The organism is Rugamonas rivuli (assembly GCF_009380165.1).
Classification (GTDB): Bacteria; Pseudomonadota; Gammaproteobacteria; order Burkholderiales; family Burkholderiaceae_D; genus Rugamonas; species Rugamonas rivuli.
Map to the genome: position 1 here is coordinate 34,288 of NZ_WHUF01000002.1, position 16,688 is coordinate 50,975.

Genomic DNA, 16,688 nt, shown 5'->3' on the forward strand with positions numbered 1-16,688 from the left:
GGAGGTATGTATCGAGCTTGGTCAGCCATGCTGGGGCGCTGGCTAAGGTCGCAACATTGTAATACAGCCAGTAATGTAACGTTTTGTATAGGTCAAAGGCGAAAAAAAGCGGGGACGCGGCCTGCGCCGCGTCCCCGCCTGGTGTGCCGCCGTGCGCCGGATCAGCGCATGCCGGAGATGATTTGCTTCAGTTTGCCGGAGTCGGCGCAGAAGGCGCGGATGCCTTCGCCCAGCTTTTCCGACGCCATCTGGTCTTCGTTGAGCTGGAAGCGGAAGGTCTTCTCGTCCTGCGACAGCTTGATGATGCCGGCGCCCGGCACGCTCTCCGTGCTCAGCTTGCGCTCGACCGGCGCGTTGGAGTCGGCCAGCTTTTGCAGCAGGTCCGGGCTGATGGTCAGCAGGTCGCAGCCGGCCAGTTCCAGGATCTGGCCGGTGTTGCGGAAGCTCGCGCCCATCACTTCGGTCTTGTAGCCGAACTTGCGGTAGTAGTTGTAGATGCGGCGCACCGACTGCACGCCCGGGTCTTCGGCGCCGACGTAGTCGATGCCGGTCGATTTCTTGTACCAGTCGTAGATGCGGCCGACGAACGGCGAGATCAGCTGCGCGCCCGCTTCGGCGCAGGCGATGGCCTGGCCCAGCGAGAACAGCAGCGTCATATTGCAGTGGATGCCTTCTTTTTCCAGGATCTCGGCGGCGCGGATGCCTTCCCAGGTGGCGGCCATCTTGATCAGCACGCGCTCGCGCTCGATGCCGGCCTGCTCGTACAGCTTGATCAGCTCGCGGCCCTTGGCTACCGAGCCTTCGACGTCGAACGACAAACGGGCGTCGATCTCGGTCGACACGCGGCCCGGGATGATGCGCAGGATCTGCTTGCCGAAGGCGATCAGCAGATGGTCGATGGTCTCGGCGATCGAGTTGTCGAGGTTGTCGCGCACGGCCTTTTCCAGCAGCGGCTTGTACTCGTCCTTTTGCACCGCCTTCAGGATCAGCGAAGGATTGGTGGTGGCGTCGCGCGGGGTGTAGGCCTGGATCGACTGGAAATCGCCGGTGTCGGCCACTACGGTGGTGAATTTCTTGAGCTGTTCGAGCTGGTTCATATGCGCTGACTATCAGTTGAGGGGAGTAAGGCTTGCCTTATTGTACTCAACCGTGAAGAATTGTTAAAGAATGCGAAATCCAATAGTCTCCATATTGTCACGCAATAAAGGTCAGTTTGCCGATTAGGCAAGATCATTCCCTTCGTTGCTCCAGCTGGGACAGGATGCGGTGGGCGGCTTCGATCCGCGCCGCGCCCGGATAAAATTTGTTGGCCAGCATGACGATGCCGGTTTTCCGGCCGGGGCTGAAGAGCACGTAGGCGCCGAAGCCGCCGGTCGATCCGGTCTTGTGGAGCAGCGCATCGGCTTGCGGCGCCAGCGGCGGCGTCAGCGGCGTGACCGGATTGCTCTTCCACGTCACCTGTTCGGACGCGCTGACCAGCAGGCCCGGCAGGCCTGCGGCGGCGGGGTATTGTTCCCAGATCAGATCCTGGGTCATCGCGCCGAGCTTGAAGTAGCCGATATGCGTAGCCTCGACCGCCTGGCGCAGCGGTTCGTCCAGCGCAGCTTGGCCCAGGTTGGCGTCGACGAAATGGATCAGGTCCGCCGCCGTGGTCTTGATGCCGTAAGCCTCGGGTTCCAGCACATCGGGATGGACGCGCACCGGCGCATTGGCGTTGTTATAGCCCTGGGCGTAGTGCCTCATCTGCTCCGCCGGCACCTTGATGTAGGTTTGCCGCATGCCCAGCGCGGGCAGCAGCTGCTTTTCCATCGCGTCCGCAAAGGGCAGCCCCATGCTCTGGGCGCTGATCATGCCCAGCAGGCCGATAGTCAGGTTGGAGTAGGTTCGGCTGGCGCCGGCGGCGCTGGCCGGCTGTTGCCAGCTGCGGTAATAGTCCATCAGCTGATCGTAGTTCTTGATGTTGTCGGGCACCTGCATCGGGAATTCGCCGGCCGTGTGCGTGCCCAGGTGGATCAGGTTGATGTGGTCGAAGCTGCTGCCGCGCAGCGCCGGCATATGCTGGCTGACCTTGTCGGACAGCGCCAAGCGGCCCTGGGCTTGCGCGTAGGTGGCCAGCGTGGCCACCAGCGTCTTGCTGACCGAGCCGACCTCGAACAGCGTGTCGCGGTCGACGGGCTGGCGGGTCTCCCGCGAGGCGAGGCCGTAGTTGAAGACGTAGTTTTTACCGTGATCGGTGAGCGCCAGCGCCATGCCGGGGACATCGTATTTTTTCATCAGCGGCTCGATGGTCTGGTCCACCGTTTCCCTGAGCAGTGCCTCCTGTTCCACGGAGCCCAACAGCAGCGGGAGTTCCTTGAGCAGCGCCTCGCGCGCCAATACGCCGGCCGGGACATTCTTCGGCTGCGTGTCGTCCCTTTGCATCAGGTGCGCGAAGCTGAAGCTGCGCTTGCCCTTGCTTGCCCATCCCACGTACCAGCCGTAGCCGGAAGCGGAGCCGGTCTTGCCGTGGATGCGCCATCCGGCCAGCGGCTGGTCGATCTGCGTCAGGCGCGCAGTCATGTCGTAGGCGCGGGCGCTGACGCCCAGCTGGCGGTTGACCACCTTGTTCAGGAAGGTCAGCTGCTCCAGCGGCGAGATCTTCAGCGACGAGGAGATCCACGACAAGGTCAGGCCGTCATGTTCGGCATCGCCCGCGACGTCGGCGTTCCCGTATTTGAATTTGCTGGCGTAGCCGGCGAAGCGCTGCATGCCCAGCTGCTGCGTGACCTGCTGCGAATACCAGACCACGGAGTCCTTCATCCACTTGGTGGGATCGGTATCCTGGCGCCAGTCGTCGCGCCAATCGACATAGCCTGCACGGAACGGCAGCTTGGGCGTGTGCTGGTCTTTCAGGATGCCGGCGTCGTAGCCCATCAGGCTGATGGCGATCTTGAAGGTCGACGCCGGTGTCACCTGGCGCTGGCACTCGCCCCGCTGGAACAAGGTCGGGCCGTTGCTGTCGGCAAGCGCCGTGCACACTTCGGTGGCGTGGGCGGCGGAAATCGGGACGAGACTAGCCAGCGCCCCCAATATGATGTGGCGAAAATTCATACAACTCCTTTGGTGGTGTTACGTGTGTTTAGAGCGCGTCCAGTTGCGCAGGCAGGTCGCGCAGGAACGCGTCCTTGGTTCTGGGGCCGGCGGCGGAGCCGGCCTGTTTGTCCGCCAGTACCAGGCGGGAAAAGACCACGGTGCGCCCGTCCTTGGTGGCCCAGCCGACAAACCAGCCGTAGCTGTGCTGCGGGTCGTCGCTGCCGTCGGCCAGCACCGGCGAGGCGGTGCCGGTCTTGCCGTGGAGCTGCCAGCCGTTCGGCAAGGTGCCCAGTGCGGTGAGGCGGGCGGTCATGTCGTAGGCGTGGGCCGACAGCGGCAACTGCCGGTTGACGACCTTGCGCAGGAAGGCCGTCTGCTCGGCCGCCGATATCTTCAGGCTGGACGCGATCCAGGACATGGCCAGGCCGTTGTCCTTGCCGGCGTCGCCCGAGACATCCAGGTTGCCGTAGCCGAAGCTGTTCACATACTGCTGGAAACGGCGCGCGCCGATATCGGCCGTCACCTGCTGCGCGTACCACACGGTGGAGTTGCGTATCCAGCTGGTCGGGTCGGTCGTGACGCGCCAGTCGGGGTTCCAGTCGATATAGCCGGGCTTGAACGGCAGGCTGGGGGAGTGGGCGTCGCGCAGTATGCCGCTGTCATAGCCCATCAGGCTGACGGCGATGTTGAAGGTCGACGCCGGCGTGACGCGCTCGTCGCAAAGGCCGTCGTGGACCAGCTGCGCGCCGCTGGCGGCATCGACCATTTCGGTGCAGCTGAAGGTGGCCGGCGTTGCCGTATGCGCTGTCGGCGCGGCGCGGTCGGCCAGGGCGGGCTGGAATGCCAGGCTGGTGGCGAAGACGCCTGCCAGGCCGGTGATGGTGGCGGCGCGCGCCCACGGTCCGCGCGGCGTGGCGCCCGGTTCGCGGATCAGGCTGATGCGCGCGGCCACCGTACGGGCGCTGACGCCGCCGAAGGCCAGCGCTGTATTGGCTGGATGCGTAGCTGGATGCGTGGCCGGATGCGGCTGCAAGCGCAGTTGCGCCACCAGCGCGGCCGCATACGCCTTGCGCTGCGCTGGAGGGCGGTTGCGCAGCACGTCGCGGTCGCAACCGAGCTCCTGCGCCCATGCCAGGTTGTCGCGCAGCAGACGCATGAAGGGATTGAACCACAGCAGTGTTTGCAGCACGATGCCGGCGCTCATCCATTGCAGGTCGTGACGGCGCAGATGCGTCAGTTCGTGTTCGACGATCATCTGCTGCTGCTCCGGGTCGAAGCTGCGCAGGTGGCGCGGCAGCAGCAGGCGCGGGCGGAACCAGCCGAACAGCATCGGCGAGATCGGCGCATCGACTTCGATGACGGTGAGCGATGGCGGCGGCGGTGTGGCGGCGATGTCCAGGCCCAGATGCCGGCCCGCCAGGATCAGGCGCTCGCCGGTGGCGGCCAGGCCGTTCAGTGTGCGGTGCGCCTGTAGCACGCGGCCTGTGGTGTAGGCCAGCCCCAGCAAGTAGAGCGACAGCCAGGCTTGCGCGCCGAAGGTCAGCCAGGCGCGGTAGTCGGTTGCCGCATTGCCGCTATCGGCCTTGGCGGCGGCCGGCGCCGGTGTAGCGGCGTGGTCCGGAGCGGCGGGGGAGGCCAGCATGGTCTCGGGCAGTTCTATCGCAGGAAGCAGGCGCAGCCGCTCGCTGTGCGGCAGCAGGATGGCCAGGAAGGTCGCGATGATCGTCATCTGGCCCAGCAGCCAGGTGGAGCGCTGCACGGCGACCTGGGGCAGGTGGCGGCGGCAGGCGGCCGTCAATGCCCACACCACCAGGCCGGCGGCCAGGCAGCCCAGGCTGGCGAGCAGAAAACGGAATATCAGAAAGGTGGAAATGGCCATACGACGCCTTTGTGCGACAGATGTCACGCATTATGTGACACGTGTCGCAAGACGTCAAGAACCTTTGTTGCCCGGGTTGGTCAGCCGATGAAGGAGTCGAACTGCAGGTCGAACTCTTGCAGCGCTTTCTGGGCGTTCTGCATCTTCTTGCGGAACTCGGGGCCGCGTTGCAGCGCCAGGCCGACCGCCAGCACGTCGATCACCACCAGGTAGGCCAGGCGCGCCGAGATCGGCGTGTAGGGATCGATGTTGAAGATCAGGTCGATCGGGATCAGCACCGTCGCCAGGTCCGCCAGCGGCGTGCCCGATGGCGCCAGCACGATCACGTCGGCGCCGCCGCGGCGGGCCAGCTTGATCGAGCGCACCAGCGACGGGCTGTTGCCGCGCTGCGAAATCGCCACCACGGCGTCGCCGGTGCGCAGCAGGGCGGCGGCGATACTGTGGATGTGCGGGTCGGCGTAGGCCACGGTCGGCACGCCGGAACGGAAGAACTTGTGCTGCGCATCCGCCGCCACGATGCCCGATGTGCCCTGGCCGTAGAACTCGATCTTGTTGGCCTTGGACAGGATGTCCAGCGCCTTCTGGATCGCTTCCGGGTCGAGGTTGTTGCGCAGGTCCAGCAGCGTGTTGATCGAGCGGCTACAGATCTTGTTGACCAGGTCTGCGGCCAGGTCGTCCTGGGTCGGCTGCTCGTTCAGGCCGGGCAGGGCCAGCGCCAGGCCTTGCGCCAGCTTGAGCTTGAACTCATGCCAGCCATCGTAGCCCAGCGTGCGGCAAAAACGCACCACGGTCGGCTCGGACACCTGCGCGCTCTTGGCGAGCGCCGTGATGTTCTGGCTGACCGTCTGGCCCGGATGATCGAGTACGGCCAGCGCGACCTTGCGCTCAGATTTGGAGAGCGAGTCGAGCTGGGTACGGATGGAGTCTAAAAGCATTTAATCCTCAGGCAAAGCTTCTTCGCGCCACTGAAGGCCATCGCGGCCGATCAGTGCCGATGCGGCGGCAGGGCCCCACGTGCCGGAGGCGTATGGAATCGGGAAGCTGTCGTCGGCTTCCCAGTTGTTCAGGATAGGTTCGACCCATTCCCACGCCGCTTCCAGTTCGTCGCCGCGCATGAACAGCGTCAGCTGGCCGCGCAGCACGTCGAGCAGCAGGCGCTCGTAAGCGTCCATGCGTGGCGATTTGAACGATTCGCGGAAGTCCAGTTCCAGCTCCGCCTGCTTCAGGCGCATGCCGTCGCCCGGCGTCTTGGCCATCAGGTTCATGCGCAGGCCTTCGTCCGGCTGCAAGCGGATCACCAGCGAGTTGGGCTGGAAGCTGTTGGTCGGCTGCGCGAAGATCGAATGCGGGATCTGCTTGAAGCGCACCACGATCTCGGCCAGGCCGTCGGCCATGCGCTTGCCGGTACGCAGGTAGAACGGCACGCCGGCCCAACGCCAGGTATCGATTTCCGCCTTCATCGCCACGAAGGTCTCGGTGCGCGAATGTTCCGGCGCATCCGGTTCGTCGCGGTAGCTCGGCACTGCCTTGCCGTCCACGTGGCCGGCGCGGTACTGGCCGCGCACGATGTTCTGCGCCAGCGTGGTCGGGGTGAATTTTTTCAGCGAACGCAGCACCTGCAATTTCGCATCGCGCACGGCGTCCGGCGCGATCGAGGTCGGCGGCTCCATGGCGACGATACACAGCAGTTGCAGCAGGTGGTTTTGCAGCATGTCGCGCAGCGCGCCCGAGGTGTCGTAGTAGCCCATGCGGTTGCCCACGCCCAGCTTCTCGGCGATGGTGATCTGCACGTCGGAGATCCACTCGCGGCGCCACAGCGGCTCGAACAGGATGTTACCGAAGCGCAGGGCCAGCAGATTCTGCACGGTCTCCTTGCCCAGGTAGTGGTCGATACGGTAGATCTGCGACTCTTCGAAGACCTTGCCCACTTCGGCGTTGATCTGTTTGGCCGAGGCCAGGTCGCGGCCCAGCGGTTTTTCCAGCACCACGCGCGAGTTCTTCGTCACCAGGCCGTTGGTCTTCAGGTTCTCGCAGATCTGAGAGAAGATCGCCGGCGGCGTCGCCAGGTAGTAGACCTTGGTGATGGCGTCGTCCTTGCGCAGCGCCTCGACCAGCGATTTGTAGCTGTCGGAGTCGGTGGCGTTGAGCGACACATACACGATGCGGGCGGTGAACTTGGCCCAGGCGGCCGGCGTGACGGCCGGCGACTTGATGTGCGGTTTGGACGTGGTCTCTACCGTGTTGAGGAAGTCTTGCTGGCTGGCGTCGGCGCGGCCGACGCAGATGATGCGGGCGGTGGCCGGCAAGTCGTTGGCCACGTCGCGGGCGTACATCGCGGGCAGCAATTTGCGCATCGCCAGATCGCCGCTGCCGCCAAACAGAACCAGGTCAAAATCGGTAAGAGCCATAATTATTCGCAGTATGTAGAGTGCTGAAAGAGGGATGTCTAGTCGTGACCGTAAATTTACTACGCAAATTATCGTTTTGCAAGAAAATTTACTACAAATGCTGCGGTTGCAGCATATAGTTTATTCGATATAGGCAGGCTCCGTGCGGCCGGCCACATCGACGCGGATGGCCAGCAGTTTGCCGCTGAGCGGATACTGGGCCAGTTCGGGCGCGGGACGGGCGCCGGCGCTGGTGACGTACAGCGTGCGCAGGTCGGCGCCGCCGAAGGCCATCATGGTCGGGCAGCGCACCGGCAGCGCGATCTCGCCGATCAATTCGCCGGACGGCGACAGCTTGACCAGGCGCGCGCCTTCGAACATCGCCACCCAGTAATTGCCTTCGCTGTCGACGGCGGCGCCGTCGGGACGGCCGCCGTAGTTGTTCTCCTTGTCCATCGAGAACTGGTGCAGCAGGCGCTGGTTGGAAGCGAGTCCGGTGGCGACGTCGAAGTCCAGCTTCGTGACGCGGTGGGCGCTGGTGTCGGCGTGGTACATGGCCGTGTAGTCCGGGCTGAAACCTAGGCCGTTGGAGTTGGTCATGCCGCCCGACCAGGCTTTGCGGATCGCGCCTTTTTCGAGCACGAACATCTCGGCGGCCGGCTTGTCGCGCGGTTCGTAGATGGTGCCGACCCAGAAGCGTCCGGCGCCGTCGACGTGGCCGTCGTTGAAGCGGGTGATGGCGGTGTCGTAGGGCGCGGCGGCGATTTCGGTCAGGCGTACTTCATCGCTGCCGGTGTCCAGGTGCGCGAAGCCGCTGCGCATGGCGACCACCAGGCCGCCCTGGTTGCTGACGGCCAGCGTGGCCGGTTCGCTGGAGAGCTTCCACGAACGGTGCGCGCCAGTGGCGGGGTCGAGGCGGTGCACGGTGAAGGTGGGGATGTCGACCCAGTATAGCGCCTGCTCCTGCGCGTGCCACAACGGGCACTCGCCGGTTTGCATGACGGCGTCGTAGGCGATTTCGATGTGTGGTGTGCTCATGGTCTTAGATGTGCTGTGCGGCTTTGGCCATGATGATCAGGCCATTGGTGGAACTGTCGTGGCGTTCCGGCTTGATGTCGCCGGTCAGCTCCGCGTGGATGTTCTTGGCCAGGACTTTGCCCAGCTCCACGCCCCACTGGTCGAAGCTGTTGACGTCCCAGATCACGCCCTGCACAAAGGTCTTGTGCTCGTACAGCGCGATCAGCGCGCCCAGCGTGGACGGCGTCAGCTGGTCCATCAAAATGGTGTTGGACGGACGGTTGCCGGGGAAGGTCTTGTGCGGCGCCAGTTCGTCGATCTCGGCTTCGCTCAGCTTCTGCGCGGTCAGGTCGGCGCGCACTTCGGCGGCGGTCTTGCCGGTCATGAAGGCTTCCGATTGCGCGAAGCAGTTGGCCAGCAGCGAATCGTGATGTCCCGCCAGGTCGTGCGTGGCGCGCAGCGCGGCGATGAAGTCGATCGGCGTGACGTCGGTGCCTTGATGTAGCAGCTGGAAGTAGGCGTGTTGCGCATTGGTGCCGCACTCGCCCCACACCACAGGGCAGGTCGGCGTATCGACTTCGGCGCCGCCACGTGTGACGCGCTTGCCGTTGCTCTCCATGTCCAGCTGTTGCAGGTAGGCCGGGAAGCGGCTCAGGTCCTGGTGATACGGCGCGATCGACAGCGAGCCGGCGTTCAGGAACTGGCGGTTCCAGAAGCCGATCATCGCCAGCAGCACCGGCATGTTCTGTTCCAGCGGCGCGGTGCGGAAGTGCTCGTCCATCGCATGCGCGCCGGCCAGGAAGTCGCTGAAGTAGCCGAAGCCCACCGCCAGCGCCACCGCCAGGCCGATCGCCGACCATACGGAATAACGGCCGCCCACCCAGTCCCAGAACGGGAACATATTGGCCGGATCGATGCCGAAGGCCTGCACCGCCGCGGTGTTGGTGGAGACGGCGACGAAGTGGCGCGCCAGGTCTTCCTCTTTCGCGGTCTGCAGGAACCAGCTGCGGGCGGTGCCGGCGTTGAGCATGGTCTCGGCGGTGACGAAGGTCTTGGAGGCGACGATGAACAGCGTGGTCTCGGGATTGACCTGCGCCAGCGCGGCGTCCATGTCATGGCCGTCGACGTTGGAGACGAAGTGCATCTTCAGGCGCGGATGCGCGTACGAGCGCAGCGCCAGCACGGCCATCTTCGGGCCCAGGTCCGAGCCGCCGATGCCGATGTTGACGACGTCGGTGATCGGCTTGCCCGTGTAGCCCAGCCAGGCGCCGCTGCGCACGCGGTCGGTGAAGTCCTTGATGTGGTCCAGCACCGCGTGCACGTCGCGGCCGATGTCCTGGCCGTCGACGGTCAGTGCCTTGCCACGCGGCATACGCAGGGCCGTGTGCAGCACCGCGCGATGTTCGGTAAGATTGATCTTTTCTCCGGCCAGCATGGCGTCGCGCTGGCGCTCCACGCCGCGTTCGCGGGCCAGGTCCAGCAGCAGGCCGATGGTGTTGGCGTCGAGGCGGTTCTTCGAATAATCGAGGAACAGGCCGGCCGCGTCCACCGTCAGTTTGGGGAAGCGCTGCGCGTCGGCGGCGAACAGCTGGCGCAGTTGCCAGTCTTTTGCATCGGCGGCGTGGGATTCGAGGGCGAGGAAGCTGGAAGTGGAGGTCAGTGCTGGCTGGCGCATAATCATTGGGCGTCGTTAAGTCTGAGGGAGGGATGCGTGAATGATACATGAAAAAGAGGTAAATTCACTACGGTTCCGTTAAAACTCTCCGTTCCGGGCTGCGCAGGGTGGGCGGCCAACAACCCCGGACGCGGGCGGGATAATAAAAGTAGGCTGAATTCGAAATTTTGTAGTAAAATTTCACGGAATTCATTCATAAGGAACGATCATGGCGTTGCATCCAGTCCTAGAAACCGTCACCGCACGCATCATCCAGCGCAGCAAGCCGTCGCGCGGCGCGTATCTGGCCCATCTTGAGGCCGCCCGCGTCAAAGGCGTCCAGCGCGGCGCGCTGGCCTGCACCAACCTGGCCCACGGCTTTGCCGCTTTCCCCGCCAACGACAAGCTGTCGCTGAAGGAACTCAAGAAGCCATCGGTGGCGATCGTCTCGGCCTACAACGACATGCTGTCGGCCCACCAGCCGTTCGAAGGCTATCCGGCGCTGATCAAGGATGCGGTGCGCGAAGTCGGCGCGGTCGCCCAGTTCGCCGGCGGCACGCCCGCCATGTGCGACGGCGTCACGCAAGGCCAGCCGGGCATGGAGCTGTCGCTGTTCTCGCGCGACGCCATCGCCATGTCGACCGCCATCGCGCTGTCGCACAATATGTTCGACTCCGCCGTCTACCTGGGCGTGTGCGACAAGATCGTGCCGGGCCTGCTGATCGGCGCGCTGCACTTCGGCCACCTGCCGGCGGTGTTCGTGCCGGCCGGCCCGATGACCACCGGCCTGTCCAACTCCGAAAAAGCCAAGATCCGCCAGCTGTACGCGCAGGGCAAGGTCGGTCGCGCCGAGCTGCTGGAAGGCGAATCGCAGTCCTACCACAGCGCCGGCACCTGTACCTTCTACGGCACCGCCAACAGCAACCAGATGTTGATGGAAGTGATGGGCCTGCACCTGCCGGGCGCCGCCTTCATCACGCCGAACACGCCGCTGCGCGACGAGCTGACCAAGGCTGCCGCCCAGCGCGCCGCCGTCATCACCGCGCAATCGAAGGAATATCTGCCGGTCGGCCACGTGGTCGATGAGAAGTCCATCGTCAACGCCATCGTCGCGCTGCTGACCACCGGCGGCTCGACCAACCACACGCTGCACCTGGTGGCCATCGCCAAGGCGGCCGGCATCGTCATCGACTGGAACGACTTCGACGAGCTGTCGAAAGTAGTGCCGCTGCTGACGCGCATCTACCCGAACGGCAACGCCGACGTGAACCACTTCCACGCCGCCGGCGGCACCGGCTTCGTCATCCGCGAACTGCTGGATGGCGGCCTGCTGCACGACGACGTCACCACCGTGCTGGGCAAGGGCCTGCGCGCGCACTGCGCCGAGCCTTTCCTGGGCGAGGGCGGCAAGGGTGTTATCTGGAAAGACTCGCCGACCGAGTCGGGCGACGAAGCGGTGCTGCGCAAGATCACTGCGCCGTTCTCGCCGGACGGCGGCACCGTGCTGGTACAGGGCAACCTGGGCCGCGCCGTGATGAAGGTCTCGGCCGTCAAGCCTGAGCACCAGACGGTGGAAGCGCCGGCGCTGGTGTTCAACTCGCAGGAAGATTTCATGGACGCCTACAAGGCCGGCCAGCTCGATCGCGACTTCGTCGCCGTGCTGCGCTTCCAGGGCCCGCGCGCCAACGGCATGCCGGAACTGCACGCGCTGACCCCGGCGCTGGCCAACCTGCAGGACGCCGGCCGCCATGTGGCGCTGGTGACGGACGGCCGCATGTCGGGCGCCTCGGGCAAGGTGCCGGCGGCGATCCACGTGTCGCCGGAGATCCTGGCTGGCGGTCCGCTGGGCCTGGTGCGTGACGGCGACATCATCCGCGTCTGCGCCAAGAGCGGCACGCTGGAAGCGCTGGTTGAATCGAGCGTATGGCATTCGCGCTCGCTGGCCACTGCCGACCTGACGCCGAACGGCGTGGGCATGGGCCGCGAACTGTTCGCCATGTTCCGCAACAGCGTGTGCGAAGCGGAGAAGGGCGCGACCACGTTCCCGCTGCCGTCGCCGATTCCTACCACGGTGGGCCTGCATGACAAAGACCCGGTCGGCAACACCGTGCCTGGTTCCGATGAAGATTACTCGATGAAGAAAGATGCGTAAATCATGACCATGACTCTGCTCGACATTATGCGTACCTCGGCCGTGATCCCTGTGATCGCGATTGACGAACCTGAACATGCAGTACCGCTGGCGCGCGCGCTGGTGGCCGGCGGCATCCGCGTGCTGGAAGTGACGCTGCGCACCAAGCACGGCCTGGGCGCGATCAAGGCCATGTCGGCGGTGGAAGGCGCCATCGTTGGCGTCGGCACGTTGACGCAGCCGGAGGAGTTTGCTGCCGCGCGCGATGCGGGTGCGGTGTTCGGCGTGTCGCCGGGTTTGACGCCGGCGCTGATCGCCGCCGCCAAGAGCAGCGGCCTGCCGCTGCTGCCGGGCGTGATGACGCCGTCGGAAGTGATGGCTGCGCGTGAGCAGGGCTTCCGTCAATTGAAGCTGTTCCCGGCGGTGCCGGCGGGCGGCATCGGCATGTTGAACGCGATTGGCGGTCCGCTGCCGGACGTGATGTTCTGCCCGACCGGCGGCATCTCGCAAGAGACCGCGTCGCAGTTCCTGGCGCTGAAGAACGTGGCCTGCGTTGGCGGCTCGTGGTTGACGCCGAAAGATGCTATCGCAGCCGGCGACTGGGAGCGCATCACTGATCTGGCGAAGGCGGCCAGCGGTTTGCGCTGATTGGGCTAGACAGAAAATAAAGCGGCATCAGGTAAACGAAACCCCAAAAGTTGGCTTCCAACTTTTGGGTTTTTTTTCATTGAGGCGCTTTCGTGGTCAGAACAAGTACGTGCTGCTGAACTAATCAGCAGGAACAGGGTGTCGGTAGGCAGCTGCACGGCTATTGTGGTATTCATCCGATTTTCTCCCCTATTTTCTTCTGCTTTCCCCGAGTTAGACCGGGAGTCGCGGAGATAGTTCAATCCATGGAAAAATAGGGGAAAGCAGGGGTGAAAATCGGGCTTTTGCCACAAGGAGCGGGGTGGGGTACCCCATATACATACTCGTCAGCGATTCGGATTCAGGCAGAACAAGCCCGCTTTGGTCGCGAGCTCCAGTACCGGCGCGGCTTGTTCGCGGTTTTTGAAGTACAGGATGTTGGTGTCATCCCAGCCCGCCGCGTAGATGCAGCCCAGTTCCGGCAGGATGATGAACTGCGACGGCACGCCGTAGTCGTTGAAGCGCGACTGCCGCACAAAGCCTTCGCGGTCCGTGTAGCGCTTCAGCACCAGCTTGGCCTTGGCCGGCCAGCGGCCGCGGTAACGCAGCGTGTAGACCGGCGTCAGGTCGAACAGCGCCGCCCAGTGCTGCTCGAACTTCTTGTTGCGGCGTACGCGCTCCTCGCCTTCGAAGCAGTCCAGCAGATCCCACTCGCTCTCGTCGTCGAGCCAGTGGTCGAACACGGAAATCGCCAGGCGCTCCATGCCGCCGTCCGAGTCCAGCTCGCGGATTTGCTTCAATTGCGGAAACTGCCGATCGATTTCGGCAGCGACGTTCGCGTCAACGCGAGACAGCATCTTCATATACTTCTTTCATTGGTGACTGGGTCTTCAGCGCCGAAGTATATACGCTCAGCGGCCCAACACAAATGTGGCGAGGTATTTCGCCGGCACCGTCACCTCATACAGAGCGCCGGACAAGGCCGCGACGATCAGTGTGGCAGCAGCGAAGCCGGAGACCACCAGCAGCGCGGTGGCGCCGCGCATCGCCACCGCGCCCAGGCGATCACGCGCCAGCCAGTGCAGCGCCCGGGCCAGATGGACCGTGATCGCCAGCACGGCCAAGAAGTAGTAGGGCATGAAGAAGTAACGATACGGCAGCACATGCATGCCGGCGGCGGCATAGTAGAAGTTCGTATCGAGCCCGAACTGCATGCGCCCGGCCAGCACCGCCCCCACATGCACCAGCAGGAAGAACGCCAGGTACAACCCCGAACCGAGTTGCAGCAGGTCGAGTCCCTGATGCCGGTCGCGCCATCTGCGGCGGACGAAGGTCAAGCCGCTGGCGACCTGGCTCGCTGCACATAACAGCAGGATGATTTCAACCACCCGGTTGCGGTACACCGCGCGGAACGCCTCCATGAAGTGGATGTGGGCCTCCACGCTGCCGATCGCCAGCAGGTGGTTGAACAGATGTAGCGTCAGAAAAGCGCCGAGTACACCAGCGCCTGCGCGATGGATCCTGTGCAGCATATGGCTTACGCGACGCGTTCGCGCAGCCGCATGCGCAGGCCGACCGGCGACATCGTGAACGCCATCAGCTCCTCCGGCTCCTCGCCGTCCACCGTGTCCAGCGTAGCGATGTCGAAGCTGCTGAGCACCATGGCGCTGGCCAGCTTGATCTCCAGCAGCGCCAGATAGCGCCCGGGGCAGGTGCGCACGCCGGCGCCGAAGGGCATCGACACATGCTTGTCCATCGCGCCGTCGCCTTTTTTCAGCCAGCGTTCCGGATCGAACTGGTCGGCCTGTGGGACGTGGCTGTCGCTGACGCTGTCATGGCGCATCACGCACCACACCAGGCCACCCTTGGGAATCTGCACATCGCCGATCACGCTGTCGCGCAAAGCCTCCAGCGGCATGAAGGGCGCCACCGGCTTCAGGCGCATCGCCTCCTGGGCGCAGGCGTCGAGGTAGTCCAGGCCATCCATCTGCTCGATGTTGAACGCCGCCGGATCGGGCGCGACGCGCAGCACTTCTTCACGCGCCTTGCGCATCGCGGCAGGGTTCTGCTGCAGCAGGTAGAGCATCCAGGCCAGCGTGTTGCTGGTGGTGTCCTCGCCGGCCAGCAGCATGGTGGTGACGTTGCCCGCGACGGCGACGTCATCGAGGCCGCTGTCGCCTTCGTCGGCGGCGCAGATCATCGCCTCCAGCAGGTTGGCGGGATGCTCGCGCCGTTGCGGCTCTGCGGCCAGGCGGACGCGCGCCGCGGCGATCAGCTCATCGACCGCCTTGTCGAGCTCCCGCACGCAGTTGTCCAGATGATGGTCGCGCGGCAGCTTGACGTAGCGCCAGTAAGGGAACAGCGAAAACGAGCGGCGCGACACCTCCGGCAGGATGGTGTCCATGTGGCGCTGGATCACGTCCTCGCCGCCGTCGATGGTGTTGACCTCGGAGCCGAACGCCAGGCCGGCGATTACGTCGACGCTGAAGCGCTTCAGATCCTCGGTCAGGTCGATGGCGCTGCCGTCGCGCGCCGCCTGGCGCCAGCGCCGCTGCAAGCGCAGGCCGACCGACACCAGCGAAGGGAAGTAGGCCTTCACCGCATGCGGCGCAAGCGCCGTCATCACCATGCGGCGCTGGTTGCGCCAGGCCGCGCCTTCGGCCAGGAACACGCCGGGACGGCCGCCCATTTCGTTCGATACCTGGGCCGTGATGGACGGGCGGCGGAAGCCGTCGGGCCGGTCGCGCAGCGCGGCGTTGACCAGATCGTGCCCGGCCAGCACCACCGTCGTCGTCTTGCCTATGCTGATCTTGAACATGGGACCAAAGCGCTTGCTCCACTCCTCCACGCTCTGGTGGATGTGCCGCAGCTCCATGTTCGGCAGGTTGCCCAGCAGCGGCCATGGGCGCGGACCTGGCAGGCTGTCCACGGTGCGCAGGCGGGTGGCGGCGGGGGCGGTGATCGTATTCTCCATGTCGGCTTCCTCTCGTTATGATGGCTCCATGATGCCGCGCCGCCGCCGCCGCGTATTGAACGTTTGCGACAGCTTTGGTATAAACTTTGCAAATGTCCGACACCGAACCATCCCTGACGCGTTTGATCGTGCCGCCGTTTGCGCTGGCCTCCTGCGTGCGCGCCTACATCACGCGCAGCACGGTGGAAGCGCCGCTGACCGATCCGGCCGACCGCTTCAATCACTTCCCGGCCACGCCGCATTGTTCGATCACCTGGTTCATCGAAGGCGAGGCCGAAGTGGTCGAACCGCCGGGCATGCCGAAGACCGAAATCCGCGCCGTGTTCGTCGGCCCGCAGACGCGGCCGATGGCGACTTACAATCCGGGACCGGTGCGGATACTGATGGTGATGTTTTATCCGCAGGCGATGCACGCGCTGAGCGGCATCGACGTGCCGGCCTGGGTCAACCGCTGGGATGACGCCGGGACGGTGCTGGGGCCGGAGTGGGCCGCGATGTCCGACGCGGTGCTGGCCGCCCCCGACGACGTTGCGCGGCTGGCGGCGCTGGAAGCCTTCCTGACGCCGCGCTGGCAGGCGGCGCGTCCCGGCGGCGCGGGCGCGACGGCGGGCGACTGGGTGCGCCACCTGGCGTGGCAGGTGGCCGATACGGCGCTGGGGCGCGGCGTGCGCAGCATCGAGCGCCACATCAAGGCGCGCGCCGGCCAGCCGATGCGCAAGCTGCTGCGTTTGCAGCGCGCGGAGCAGTCGTTCTTCGACGCCCGCGAAGAGTTCCTGGCGGGGCGGGTGGTGTGGTCCGACGTGGCCGCGCGCGGCGGCTATTCCGACCAGGCGCACTTCTGCCGCGAAGCGCGCGAGATCACCGGCCACAGTCCGCACGAACTGGCCCGCATCATGAAATCCGAAGACGAAAGCTACTGGATCTACCGCATCTGGACTTGAGCCGGG

14 protein-coding genes and 2 pseudogenes are annotated in these 16,688 nt (G+C 64.9%); 3 read left to right on the forward strand and 13 right to left on the reverse strand.

Translation table 11 applies throughout. The annotated features are described in order from the left end of the window. Positions 1–161: 161 nt before the first annotated feature. The 9 genes and pseudogenes from tal to pgi form a co-directional block, all read right to left on the reverse strand. Positions 162–1,097: a transaldolase gene (tal, locus tag GEV01_RS05330; protein ID WP_152802391.1), complete on the reverse strand. Its 936-nt coding sequence runs from the start codon at positions 1,095–1,097 to the stop codon at positions 162–164. Positions 1,098–1,230: 133 nt separating this feature from the next. Further along, positions 1,231–2,343: a class C beta-lactamase gene (ampC, locus tag GEV01_RS31485; protein ID WP_408014826.1), complete on the reverse strand. Its 1,113-nt coding sequence runs from the start codon at positions 2,341–2,343 to the stop codon at positions 1,231–1,233. After that, positions 2,329–3,090 (reverse strand): annotated as a pseudogene (gene blaOXA, locus GEV01_RS31490) (class D beta-lactamase); the annotation flags it as partial. The pseudogene blaOXA (GEV01_RS31490) and the gene ampC, both read right to left, overlap by 15 nt. A gap of 28 nt (positions 3,091–3,118) precedes the next feature. Further along, positions 3,119–3,943: a class D beta-lactamase gene (gene blaOXA / locus GEV01_RS31495; protein ID WP_408014827.1), complete on the reverse strand. Its 825-nt coding sequence runs from the start codon at positions 3,941–3,943 to the stop codon at positions 3,119–3,121. 135 nt (positions 3,944–4,078) lie between these two features. After that, a pseudogene (locus tag GEV01_RS31500) lies at positions 4,079–4,951 on the reverse strand (M56 family metallopeptidase); the annotation flags it as partial. An 80-nt stretch (positions 4,952–5,031) separates the two neighbouring features. Then, positions 5,032–5,886 (reverse strand): SIS domain-containing protein, encoded by an 855-nt coding sequence (locus GEV01_RS05345; protein WP_008451275.1) that lies wholly within the window; start codon positions 5,884–5,886, stop codon positions 5,032–5,034. Further along, positions 5,887–7,359, reverse strand: coding sequence for a glucose-6-phosphate dehydrogenase (zwf, locus tag GEV01_RS05350; RefSeq protein WP_152802397.1), 1,473 nt, complete (start codon positions 7,357–7,359; stop codon positions 5,887–5,889). It abuts the gene before it with no gap. Positions 7,360–7,479: 120 nt separating this feature from the next. After that, positions 7,480–8,376, reverse strand: coding sequence for an SMP-30/gluconolactonase/LRE family protein (locus tag GEV01_RS05355; RefSeq protein ID WP_152802399.1), 897 nt, complete (start codon positions 8,374–8,376; stop codon positions 7,480–7,482). A 4-nt stretch (positions 8,377–8,380) separates the two neighbouring features. Beyond that, a complete protein-coding gene (pgi, locus tag GEV01_RS05360) occupies positions 8,381–10,030 on the reverse strand; it encodes a glucose-6-phosphate isomerase (RefSeq protein ID WP_152802401.1) in 1,650 nt (549 codons plus the stop codon). A gap of 208 nt (positions 10,031–10,238) precedes the next feature. Here pgi and edd point away from each other — a divergent pair, with 208 nt between their 5' ends. After that, positions 10,239–12,161: a phosphogluconate dehydratase gene (gene edd, locus GEV01_RS05365; protein WP_152802403.1), complete on the forward strand. Its 1,923-nt coding sequence runs from the start codon at positions 10,239–10,241 to the stop codon at positions 12,159–12,161. A gap of 3 nt (positions 12,162–12,164) precedes the next feature. Beyond that, the gene (gene eda / locus GEV01_RS05370; protein WP_152802405.1) at positions 12,165–12,788 is read left to right on the forward strand and encodes a bifunctional 4-hydroxy-2-oxoglutarate aldolase/2-dehydro-3-deoxy-phosphogluconate aldolase; all 624 of its coding nucleotides are present in this window, start codon (positions 12,165–12,167) and stop codon (positions 12,786–12,788) included. 5 nt (positions 12,789–12,793) lie between these two features. Here eda and GEV01_RS30715 read toward each other — a convergent pair whose 3' ends face one another. The 4 genes from GEV01_RS30715 to GEV01_RS05385 all read right to left on the reverse strand — a co-directional run bounded on the left by GEV01_RS30715 (position 12,794) and on the right by GEV01_RS05385 (position 15,741). Further along, entirely contained in the window at positions 12,794–12,964 is a 171-nt protein-coding gene (locus GEV01_RS30715) for a hypothetical protein (protein ID WP_175022945.1), read from the reverse strand. A 150-nt stretch (positions 12,965–13,114) separates the two neighbouring features. Continuing rightward, positions 13,115–13,624 carry a hypothetical protein gene (locus GEV01_RS05375; protein WP_235914253.1) on the reverse strand — a complete coding sequence of 170 codons (510 nt, stop codon included), beginning with the start codon at positions 13,622–13,624 and terminating at the stop codon, positions 13,115–13,117. A 54-nt stretch (positions 13,625–13,678) separates the two neighbouring features. Further along, entirely contained in the window at positions 13,679–14,299 is a 621-nt protein-coding gene (locus tag GEV01_RS05380) for a hypothetical protein (protein ID WP_152802408.1), read from the reverse strand. 5 nt (positions 14,300–14,304) lie between these two features. After that, a complete protein-coding gene (locus GEV01_RS05385) occupies positions 14,305–15,741 on the reverse strand; it encodes a cytochrome P450 (protein ID WP_152802411.1) in 1,437 nt (478 codons plus the stop codon). 92 nt (positions 15,742–15,833) lie between these two features. On the opposite strand from GEV01_RS05385, the gene GEV01_RS05390 reads away from it, so the two are divergent. Next, on the forward strand, positions 15,834–16,682 hold the full coding sequence (locus tag GEV01_RS05390) for a helix-turn-helix domain-containing protein (protein ID WP_152802413.1): 849 nt from the start codon (positions 15,834–15,836) through the stop codon (positions 16,680–16,682). The last annotated feature ends 6 nt before the right edge of the window (positions 16,683–16,688 follow it).